The sequence below is a fragment of the Microbacterium ulmi genome (assembly GCF_011759705.1).
Classification (GTDB): domain Bacteria; phylum Actinomycetota; class Actinomycetes; order Actinomycetales; family Microbacteriaceae; genus Microbacterium; species Microbacterium ulmi.
This window is the reverse complement of the sequence record NZ_JAAOZF010000001.1, coordinates 490,566-499,997: the sequence shown is the minus strand read 5'-3', so window position 1 is coordinate 499,997 and position 9,432 is coordinate 490,566. Positions and strand designations below refer to the sequence as shown.

Sequence of the window (9,432 nt, the reverse complement as noted above, 5' to 3'; positions counted from 1 at the left end):
TTGTGCCGGAATCGAACAGTCCCGGATCGGAGTTGTGCCGGAATCGAACAGTCCCGGATCGGAGTTGTGCCGGAATCGAACAGTCCCGGATCGGAGTTGTGCCGGAATCGAACAGTCCCGGATCGGAGCTGTGCCGGAATCGAACAGTCCCGGATCGGAGCTGCGTCGCAATCGAGCCGCACCCGACCTGAGCCATGCGGAACCGAGCCGTGTCAGACCCGGGCCGCGACTCCGCGGAGCCGGAACCGCTCGTCGAGCAGTTCCGCGCGGTGTCAGACGCGGTGTCAGACGCGGTGTCAGAACGGCGCCGCGGCGAGTTCGCACTCGGGATCGGGCGCGAACGCGACGGAGCTCACGGGGATGTCGGTGTACATGCGCCCGGTCGGGCTGGTCCACTCGAGGATGCCGCCGCTGCGCTGCTCGACGGTCCAAGCCGTCTGATGCTTCAGCGTGTGATGACGGCGGCACAGGTGCGCGAGGTTCTCGGCTCTCGTCGCCCCGCCGAGCGCGTGGTCGACGGTGTGATCGGCGTCGCATCGGCGAGCAGCCAGCCGACATCCCGGGAACCTGCAGTGCTCATCCCTCACGCGAAGATGTCGGCGAAGCTCGTCGCTGGGCCGATATCTGTCGACCGCGAGGACGGCACCCGAGATGGGGTGCGTCAGGACCCGGTCCCAGCCGGGGGCGCCCGCCGTGAGCATGCGTGCCGTCTCCGGGTCGACGGGGGAGTGTCCGTCGAGCATCGCGATCTCGAACGGATCGGTGACGCGATCGTCGATGAGCGTGAGGACGGGCACCGTCACCTGGACGGTGGCGTGGATCGCCCCGAGCCCCGTCGGCCCGTTGCCGTGCGCGACGGGGTCGGTCGCCAGCAGCAGGTCGGAGAGGATGTCGGCACGCAGCTCGTCGAGCGTGCGGGTGTCGATGGCCGCGGCATCCGGCGCGCCGTCGTCGCCCGCGGAGACGAATCGATCCGCGGTCGGCCGCTCGCTCGACCCGGGACCGGCTGTGCGCCCGGCCGCGATCGTCCGCCCGATCGTCGTCAACCGGTCGTGGATGCCGTGCGCGATGACAGCGGGGACGAGCGCGTGGATCTCGGCCATGCCGTCGTCGACATCGACGACCCACACGCGGCGCTCGGCACGGGCGCGGCGGTGCCGCTGTTCGAACGCACTCTCGGCGAACCACTCCGCACGGCGCTTGGCGATCGGTGCGAGTCGTGTCGCCGACTCGCACAGGGCGTACTCGAGGACGGATGCCTCGTACTCGGCGCGAAGCTCGGCTCGCTCGACGACGGCCCCGGCCGCCACGATGATCCGGGCGTGCGCAGCAGAGATGTCTCCCGCCGTCAGGGCGCCCAGCGTGCCGGGATAGTCGTGCACGAGAGCTGCGGCGTCGTCGATCTGCCGCTGGATCGTGCGGTCGCTCACCCGCCAGGCCGTCGCGATCTCCGCCGCGATCGACCGATGCGGAAACTCCGCCGTGCTCGTGGTCGACGCGGGCTCTTCGTCGTCCGCCCAGTCGTCGGCGATGCGGCGCGCCTCCGCGAGGAGCCGTGCCTCTTCGGCCTGGAGCCGAGCCATCTCGCGCCGCGTGCCGATGAGCTTCGGGAGCAGCTCCTCCATGCGGGCATCCGCCCGTTCTGCGGCGGCGATGGTGTTCCGGCTCATGAGTCCATTGTGCCGAGGGGCTCGGACATTGCACCGAACATCCGCGTCACGCATGCGCACCAGAAGGAGAACAGATATTCCCTGTCGTCGCGGCTACCTTCCGCCGCGCGTGGGCGTGTGCCCTTCGCGCGCGTCGTCCGGCATCTGCATCTCGGCCCTGACGCCGAGAAGCCGGACGGGGCGATCGGGCTCGATCCTGTCGACCAGCGTCATCGTCTCGGCCACGACCGTCTCGCGATCGAACGTCGGCGCGACCTTGTGCACGAACGTCTTCGTGAGGAACGGCGCATAGCGCACCTTGAGCCCCACCCCGACGACCGGACGGCCCTCGGCCGTCACGTCCTCCAGCACCTGCGCGAGAAGATCGCGCACCGCCCGCTCGATCTCTCCGCGGTCGGCGAGGTCCTGCTGGAACGTCGTCTCGCGGCCGTGCCCGCGCGCGACCCAGGGCGTGTCGTCGACGACTGCCGAGCCGTCGCCGCGACCGAGCTGGCGGTACCACGGGCCCATCCTCGGACCGAACTCCGCGGCCAGGACGGCCTCGTCAGCCTCTGCGAGCTGAGAGACGATCAGGATGCCGAGCCCCGCCAGCCGCTTCGAGATCTTCGAGCCCACGCCCCACAGGGCGATGGTCGGGCGGTCGCCCATCACCTCGAGCCAGTTGTCGGCCGTCAGCCGGAACAGCCCGCGCGGCTTCCCGAAGTCGGTCGCGTTCTTGGCGCGCACGAGCGTGTCGCCGATGCCGACGCTGCAGTGCAGCCGCGTGCGCTCGAGCACGGCCCGCTGCACGCCCCGCGCATACGCCTCCGGGTCGTGCGTGCGCACGCCGAGGAACGCCTCGTCCCACCCGAGCACCTGCACGACGGCGCCGGGCTGCGCGCGCAGGGTCGCCATGACCTCCTCCGACGCGGCGGTGTACGTCGGCGCGTCGACGGGGAGGATGACGGCATCCGGCGCCTTGCGGGCGGCGATGCGCAGCGGCATCCCGGATCCGACGCCGAACGCGCGCGCCTCGTACGAGGCCGTCGACACGACGGCGCGCTCGGTCGGGTCGCCGCGCCCGCCGACGATCACGGGCCTGCCGGCGAGCTCGGGTCGCCGGAGCACCTCGACAGCGGCGATGAACTGGTCGAGGTCGACGTGCAGCACCCACGGCGTCGCGCTGTCGCTCATGCGTCCAGTCTGCTCGCGGGGTCCGACGGCGGCGAGGGGGCGTGGGCGATCCCGGAGCCACCTCGCGTGCCGACACGCCGTGCCGCAGCGCGGACGGGGTATGAGATCCTCTGGCCCGGCGGAGCTGAACGATATATCGTTATATATCGCTGAGCCTTCGGTGCCCGGCGCAGAGGAGGTCGTCATGGGCGGTTCGTTCGGGACAGAGGGGTTCGGCGGGCCCGGTCGAGGACCGGGCCAGGGCTGGCCCGTGACGGGCCTGTGGGAGGCCATGGAACAGCTGCGCGGGGTCTTCGACCAGCGGGTCGGTCCGCGGATGGGGCGCGGAGACGTGCGCGCCGCGATCCTGTCCCTTCTCGCGGAGAAGCCGATGCACGGGTACCAGATCATCAACGAGATCGGCGAGCGCAGCGGCGGCGCGTGGAAGCCGAGTCCCGGCTCGGTGTATCCGACGCTTCAGCTGCTGGCCGACGAAGGCCTCATCAGCGTCGAGGAGTCGAACGGCAGGAAGACCTACTCGCTGACCGACGAGGGGCGGCAGGAGGCGGGCTCCGGCGCGGAGCGGTCCGCGCCGTGGGAGGCGTCGGGCGCCCGAGAGGGATGGCAGGCGGGCGCACTGCCGAAGGCGGGCGTCGCCCTCGCGCAGGCGGTCGCGCAGGTCGCACGATCCGGCTCGCCCGAGCAGGCGCAGCAGGCGGTCTCCGTGCTCGACGAGGCTCGTCGTAAGCTCTACTCCATCCTCGCCCAGGACTGACCGAGTGCATCCGCACGTCGGCGTCAAGGAGAACTGATGGCCGACGTCGGCAACATGCGTGCCCGCTACCGACGGATCCTGCGGTTCGCGATCCGGCACATGGTGCAGGCGTGGTGGTTCGAGCTGACGCTGCCGCGACTCGGGCTGGAGAGGATCTCCGCACGCGGACGGGCGGCGCGCCTCAGGAACATCGCACGGCGGTTCCACGACCTCGCCGTCGAGCTCGGCGGCCTCATGATCAAGGTCGGCCAGTTCCTCTCGTCGCGGCTCGACGTGCTTCCGCCCGAGATCACGAAGGAGCTCGAGGGGCTGCAGGACGAGGTTCCCCCCGTCGCGTTCCCCGCCCTCGCCGCGCTCGCCGAGTCCGAGCTGGGCGTGCCGCTCGAGCGCGCGTTCGCGTCCGTCGATCCCGCGCCGCTGGCCGCGGCATCCCTCGGTCAGGCGCACCGTGCGACGCTCTCGTCGACGGATGCCGCCGACATGGGGTGGGCCGACGTCGTCGTGAAGATCCAGCGACCCGGCATCGACGAGGTCGTCGACGTCGACCTCGCCGCGCTCCGGCGGGTCGCAGGGTGGCTCAGCCGTGTCAAGGTCGTCTCGGACCACGTGGATCTCCCGTCGCTCGTCGAGGAGTTCGCGCAGACGAGCTTCGAAGAGCTCGACTACCTCCACGAGGCGGCAAACGCGGAGAGGTTCGCCGCCGCCTTCGAGTCGGACGCGCGAGTGGGCGTTCCCGAGGTGGTGTGGGAGCGCACGACACGGCGGGTGCTGACGCTGGAGGACGTCACGGCGATCAAGATCAACGACGTCGACGGGCTGCGGGCCGCGGGCATCGACCCGTCCGAGGTCGCCGCCGAGTTCGCGGCGGTCATGTTCGACCAGCTCTTCGGCCGCGGGTTCTTCCACGCCGATCCGCACCCCGGCAACATCTTCGTGACGCCGATCTCGGGCGACGCCGCGGCTTCCGACGCCTCGGGCAGGGCGTGGATCCTCACCTTCATCGACTTCGGGATGATGGGCGAGGTCCCCGACACCCTCCGCCGCGGCCTGCGCGAGGTCATCATCGCGGCCGCCGCGAGAGACGGCCGGGGCCTCGTCGACGGCATCCGGGAGATCGGCGTCCTGCTGCCCTCCGCCGACACGGCCGAGCTCGAGCGAGCGATGACGCAGCTGTTCGCACGCTTCGGGGGGATGGGCTTCGCGGAGCTGCAGGAGGTCGATCCGCGCGAGTTCCGGGCGTTCGCCGCGGAGTTCGGGGATGTCGTGCGGTCACTGCCGTTCCAGCTGCCCGAGAACTTCCTGCTCATCATCCGCGCGATGTCGCTGACCTCGGGCATGTGCAGCGCCCTCGATCCGGACTTCAACATCTGGGACGCCGTCGAGCCGTACGCCGCCAGGCTCATCCGCGAGGAGAGCGGCAACACCGTGCAGGCCTTCGCGAAGCAGGCGATGTCGCTCGTGGGCGTCGCGGCGAAGCTGCCGCAGCGGCTCGACGAGCTCGCGACCCGGCTCGAGGACGGCCGCATCGCGGTCGACGTGCCCAAGCTCGACCGGCGCCTGCGGCGACTGGAACGCACGACGCGCCGGATCGTCTCCGCCGTGCTGTTCGCGGGGCTCCTGGTCGGCGGCGTCCTGCTCCGCGCCGACGATCCGGTCCTCGGGACGGTGCTGATGGCGCTCTCCGCGCTCCCGCTCCTCCACGCCGTGCTCGCCGGCGTGCTCGGTCGACGCGGGCCGGGCTGAGAAGCCCGACAGTCGTGCCTAGCGGTATCGGACTACGGCTTCTCGAATTGCACTGGCGTGGTCATAGATCTCGTCGAGAGAAGTAATCGGGTGCCGTGTCTCGATCTTCTCAGCGTCGAGCACACCCAGATACTTCTGTCGTCCGTTGAAGTGGAGCCGAGCAATCGGTTTGCGATTGTTGTCATCGAGTAGGACTGCAAAGTAGGTCTTCGCATCGCGATGCGTAATGCGTTGTGGCTTCACCTCACCGCACGCGATCGCTTTGACGATGGTGTAACCCTCGAGCTCTTCGAGCGTGGTCTCGATCTCCGTGTCACCCGTGATATCCGCTTCAGCGACGGCTTCCGAAGTCGGCGCGGGGCTGTCGTCGACCGGGCGGATGCCCACTCCCGCGCCCAGCGCAGTCTTCAGACGATCGTTCACACTCTCGGTCAAGAACTGACGCGACGCCTTGGTGACGAGCACTGTGAACTGTTCGCGGACTTTCTGCGTGAATGAGCCGTCGTACACCTTGGTCGTAAAGAACTTGATCCAGTCATCACCCGGCTGCCGAAACTGTGCTGCGATCTCCCGCTTGAGCGCGCCCACGTACTTGAGTTCTTCAGCTGCACTAATGATGGACTCGAGGTCAAAGCTCTCTTTGCTGAGCTTCTGCACCTCGGGGATGAGGGTTTCGTCGATGTCAAGGAGATCGAGGACGAGGAACGGCTTGGGGTCCATTCGGTTCGGAGCATCGAGGTCAGTGAAGAACTGCCAGACGACACCGTTCGTAAGCGCGGCGATGCGAGCATTCGTGGTCGAGAAGTACCTGAAGAGCTGCGAAGCATGCTCGATCTTCGGGACGCCGCTCGAAGCCTTGCACTCGATGAGGATCTGCACCTCGCCCTCTCGGACGATTGCGTAGTCGACCTTCTCGCCTTTCTTGATGCCGACGTCGGCGGTGAACTCCGGAACCACTTCAAGCGGGTCGAACACGTCGTATCCGAGAATGGTCGAGATGAACGGCATCACGAACGCGTTCTTCGTCGCTTCCTCGGTTCCGATCGCGCCGGCTTGGTTGGTGACTTTGGTTGCGAGCGCTGCCAAGCGATCTGCGAAGTCCATCGTTCTCCTATGAATGTTCGTCCGCTTGGATCCTAACGTTCGATCAACGCACCGTTTGCAACGGGCGCGCTACGCGGGTCGCAGTCCAGCCCTGCTCGAAGAAGTGGAATGTCGAGTGCCCGCAGCGTGATGCGCTGCGGGCACTCGACATTCGCATGGCTACGCCGTGGCGGCGGCGTCCTGGCGCTTGGGCAGGACCCAGCCTGCGCGCGGGAAGTGGCACGTGTAGCCGTGGGGGTAGCGGATCAGGTAGTCCTGGTGCTCGGGCTCGGCCTCCCAGAACGGGCCCTCGGACTCGATCGTCGTGACGGCCTTGGCGGGCCACAGGCCCGACGCGTCGACGTCGGCGATCGTGTCGCGGGCGACCTGCTCCTGCTCGGGGGTGAGCGGGAAGATCGCCGAGCGATAGCTCGTGCCGATGTCGTTGCCCTGACGGTTCAGCGTCGACGGGTCGTGGATCTGGAAGAAGAACGCCAGGATGTCGCGGTACGACGTCTTGGCCGGATCGAAGACGATCTCGACGGCCTCGGCGTGACCGGGGTGATTGCGATAGGTGGCGTGGGCGTTCGTGCCGCCCGTGTAGCCGACACGGGTTGCGAGGACGCCCGGCTGGCGGCGGATGAGGTCCTCGACGCCCCAGAAGCAGCCGCCCGCGAGGACGGCGGTCTCGGTGCCGGGAGTGCGGGTGATCTCGCCCGTGTCGAAAGGTCCACTGGTCATGATGCGTGCTCCTGAGTGTCGAGGTCGAACATCGTGCGGTAGGCGCCGTAGCCCTGCTCGTCGAGCTCGGCGGCCGGGACGAACCGGAGAGCAGCCGAGTTCATGCAATAGCGTAGGCCTCCCGCATCCCGCGGGCCGTCGTCGAAGACGTGCCCCAGATGGCTGTCCGCGCCGGACGAGCGCACCTCCGTGCGGCTCATCCAGAGCTTGCGGTCGGTCTTGGTCGTGACGGCGTCGGCGTCGATGGGCCTCGTGAAGCTCGGCCAGCCCGTGCCGCTGTCGTACTTGTCGGTCGACGAGAAGAGCGGCTGACCCGACACGACGTCGACGTAGATTCCGGGCTCGTGGTTGTTCCAGTACTCGTTGCGGAACGCCGGCTCTGTGCCGTCGTCCTGCGTGACGCGGTACTGCGCGTCGGTGAGGCCGGCGAGCGCCTCGGGGGTCTTGCGATAGTCGCTGGGGTTCACTGCGTGGTTCCCTCCTGTGGGGCGCCGCTGGCTGCGGCGTCACTGAGGAGAACGGATGCCTCGCCGGTTTTGGTCCCGCGAAGCTGGGAGCGGGCCGTGAGTTCCGGCACCGTCGATCTCGGCGCGCGACGGGGCCCGACGCGGCGCGGCTGGGCGTGACCCGGCTGGGCACGGCGCGGCTCGGCACGGCGCGGGGCCTCACCCGATCGCGTCGACGGCGGGGCCTCACCCGATCGCGTCGACCGCCGCGTGGATCGCCGCGAGAGCCGCGTCCGGGTGCGAGACCATCGACACGTGCGAGGCGTCGACCTCGGTGATCGTCGCACCGGCACGCTCGGCCATCCGCCGCTGGGTGGCGATCGGGATGACCCGGTCCTGCGTGCCGAGCACGGCCCAGCTCGGGATCGTCTTCCACGCGGGAGCGGCCGAGGGCGTGACGTTCGCGACGAAGGATGCCGGACGCTGCGTCGCCGCGATCAGCAGGCGGTCGGCCTCGGGCAGGTCCTGCGCGAAGGCCGTGTGCACGGTCTCCGGCTTGAGGAACGCCTCCGCCGCCCCCTCGGGCGCGCCGGGATAGCCTGCGACATCGAGCACGGTCGTCGGGTCGGCGACAGCGAGGGCCGAGCCCGAGCCGTCCAGGATCCCGACGACGGTCTCGCCCTCGTCCGGAATGAACGCGTCGACGTAGACGAGCGCCTTGACGTCGCCGCCGTGCGCGCCCGCGTTCGTGATGACGGCGCCTCCGTAGGAGTGGCCCACGAGGACGACGGGACCCGATGTGCGCTGCGCGAGGAACGACGCGATGTACGCGGCATCCTGAGTCAGCCCTCGCAGCTCGTTCGGCGGTGCGAGCACCTGGTACCCATCGGCCTGGAGAGGGCCGATGACGGAGCTCCAGCTGGATGCATCTGCCCATGCGCCGTGGACGAGCACGATGGTCGGCTTGCTGTCTGACATTCGACTTCCGATCGCTGACGCCGCCTCGGGAGGCGACTCGGGAATGTTCGCGTCCGTGCTGCGTCAGGCGCTCGGTGCCACCCTACGGCCGCTGCTCACGGCGCGCCAGGAGTGCGTTCGACGGATGCCGTGCCGACGGCGGGCGGCGCGACGGGCGGTCGTGTCGATGCCCGCGCGAGGTGGTCGCCGGCCGGGGAGCCGTCAGATCGCGCCCCCGGCCGCGCGAGGCGCCCAGCGCGTCGACGGCAGATGCAGGACAACGAGCGACACGAGCGCGAGGACGGCGTTGCGCAGCGCGGCATCCTCGCCGTTCCATGCCGTCGAACGCCACATCTGAAACCACTCGCCGCCGATCGCGATGAATCCTCCCATGAAGAGCATGACGATCATGAGCAGGCCGATCGACGACAGCGCTCGCGCGACGCGGTAGCCGCGACCGCGCTCGCGCACCCAGAACACGAGCGCGACGGCGAGGATCACGCCCGTGATCGTCTCCCAGGCGATGAGGGCGACGTAGGCGACGTTCTGGACGGCGGTCGCCGTGATCGCCCTCCACATGACGCTCGAATCGAGATCGGTGCCGGCCGGGGCGCCGAAGTTCGTCGTGTCCATCGACATCACGTGCTGCACGAACGCCTGGTTCGTGCCGAAGTCCGTGATGTTCCCGAACGCGACCAGCAGCACGTAGAGCGCGTTGAGCGCCACGAGGGCGGCCGCGGCGACAGGCAGCCCGCCGAGCGCGAGCCATCGCCGCCCCCGTTCCGCGCCAGGGCGCGAAGCCGGTCGACTCGCGGATCTCGACCCGGGTTCGGTCTGCTCGGACATGTCACTCCTCGTCGTCGCC

At 69.2% G+C, this 9,432-nt stretch carries 9 protein-coding genes; 2 read left to right on the top strand and 7 right to left on the bottom strand.

Features of this window, described 5'->3' with window-relative positions; all coding sequences use genetic code 11:
* Positions 1 to 296: 296 nt before the first annotated feature.
* Both FHS08_RS02345 and FHS08_RS02340 read right to left on the bottom strand, forming a co-directional pair.
* Positions 297 to 1,670 carry an HNH endonuclease signature motif containing protein gene (locus tag FHS08_RS02345; RefSeq protein WP_167035117.1) on the bottom strand — a complete coding sequence of 458 codons (1,374 nt, stop codon included), beginning with the start codon at positions 1,668 to 1,670 and terminating at the stop codon, positions 297 to 299.
* Between the two features lie 93 nt (positions 1,671 to 1,763).
* On the bottom strand, positions 1,764 to 2,843 hold the full coding sequence (locus FHS08_RS02340) for a DNA polymerase IV (protein ID WP_170283264.1): 1,080 nt from the start codon (positions 2,841 to 2,843) through the stop codon (positions 1,764 to 1,766).
* Between the two features lie 184 nt (positions 2,844 to 3,027).
* Between FHS08_RS02340 and FHS08_RS02335 the strand changes: the two genes are divergently transcribed.
* Both FHS08_RS02335 and FHS08_RS02330 read left to right on the top strand, forming a co-directional pair.
* Entirely contained in the window at positions 3,028 to 3,597 is a 570-nt protein-coding gene (locus FHS08_RS02335; RefSeq protein WP_167035115.1) for a PadR family transcriptional regulator, read from the top strand.
* A gap of 36 nt (positions 3,598 to 3,633) precedes the next feature.
* A complete protein-coding gene (locus tag FHS08_RS02330) occupies positions 3,634 to 5,340 on the top strand; it encodes an ABC1 kinase family protein (protein ID WP_167035113.1) in 1,707 nt (568 codons plus the stop codon).
* Between the two features lie 18 nt (positions 5,341 to 5,358).
* Here FHS08_RS02330 and FHS08_RS02325 read toward each other — a convergent pair whose 3' ends face one another.
* From FHS08_RS02325 to FHS08_RS02305, 5 genes are all read right to left on the bottom strand, one after another.
* Positions 5,359 to 6,444 (bottom strand): type I restriction endonuclease, encoded by a 1,086-nt coding sequence (locus tag FHS08_RS02325; protein ID WP_167035111.1) that lies wholly within the window; start codon positions 6,442 to 6,444, stop codon positions 5,359 to 5,361.
* 159 nt (positions 6,445 to 6,603) lie between these two features.
* Positions 6,604 to 7,164 carry a peptide-methionine (S)-S-oxide reductase MsrA gene (msrA, locus tag FHS08_RS02320; protein ID WP_167035109.1) on the bottom strand — a complete coding sequence of 187 codons (561 nt, stop codon included), beginning with the start codon at positions 7,162 to 7,164 and terminating at the stop codon, positions 6,604 to 6,606.
* Positions 7,161 to 7,631: a peptide-methionine (R)-S-oxide reductase MsrB gene (msrB, locus tag FHS08_RS02315; RefSeq protein ID WP_167035107.1), complete on the bottom strand. Its 471-nt coding sequence runs from the start codon at positions 7,629 to 7,631 to the stop codon at positions 7,161 to 7,163. The genes msrA and msrB overlap by 4 nt, the downstream gene beginning before the upstream one ends.
* A 225-nt stretch (positions 7,632 to 7,856) precedes the next feature.
* On the bottom strand, positions 7,857 to 8,588 hold the full coding sequence (locus FHS08_RS02310) for an alpha/beta fold hydrolase (RefSeq protein WP_167035105.1): 732 nt from the start codon (positions 8,586 to 8,588) through the stop codon (positions 7,857 to 7,859).
* Positions 8,589 to 8,789: 201 nt separating this feature from the next.
* Positions 8,790 to 9,413, bottom strand: coding sequence for a DUF2165 domain-containing protein (locus FHS08_RS02305; protein ID WP_167035103.1), 624 nt, complete (start codon positions 9,411 to 9,413; stop codon positions 8,790 to 8,792).
* Positions 9,414 to 9,432: the final 19 nt, after the last annotated feature.

Excerpts from the sequence above, each read along its gene's own strand:
- FHS08_RS02310 (WP_167035105.1), bottom strand. The coding sequence starts at position 8,588 with ATGTCAGACAGCAAGCCGACCATCGTGCTCGTCCACGGCGCATGGGCA.
- FHS08_RS02325 (WP_167035111.1), bottom strand. The coding sequence starts at position 6,444 with ATGGACTTCGCAGATCGCTTGGCAGCGCTCGCAACCAAAGTCACCAAC.
- FHS08_RS02305 (WP_167035103.1), bottom strand. The coding sequence starts at position 9,413 with ATGTCCGAGCAGACCGAACCCGGGTCGAGATCCGCGAGTCGACCGGCT.
- FHS08_RS02340 (WP_170283264.1), bottom strand. The coding sequence starts at position 2,843 with ATGAGCGACAGCGCGACGCCGTGGGTGCTGCACGTCGACCTCGACCAG.
- FHS08_RS02330 (WP_167035113.1), top strand. The coding sequence starts at position 3,634 with ATGGCCGACGTCGGCAACATGCGTGCCCGCTACCGACGGATCCTGCGG.
- msrA (WP_167035109.1), bottom strand. The coding sequence starts at position 7,164 with ATGACCAGTGGACCTTTCGACACGGGCGAGATCACCCGCACTCCCGGC.
- FHS08_RS02345 (WP_167035117.1), bottom strand. The coding sequence starts at position 1,670 with ATGAGCCGGAACACCATCGCCGCCGCAGAACGGGCGGATGCCCGCATG.
- FHS08_RS02335 (WP_167035115.1), top strand. The coding sequence starts at position 3,028 with ATGGGCGGTTCGTTCGGGACAGAGGGGTTCGGCGGGCCCGGTCGAGGA.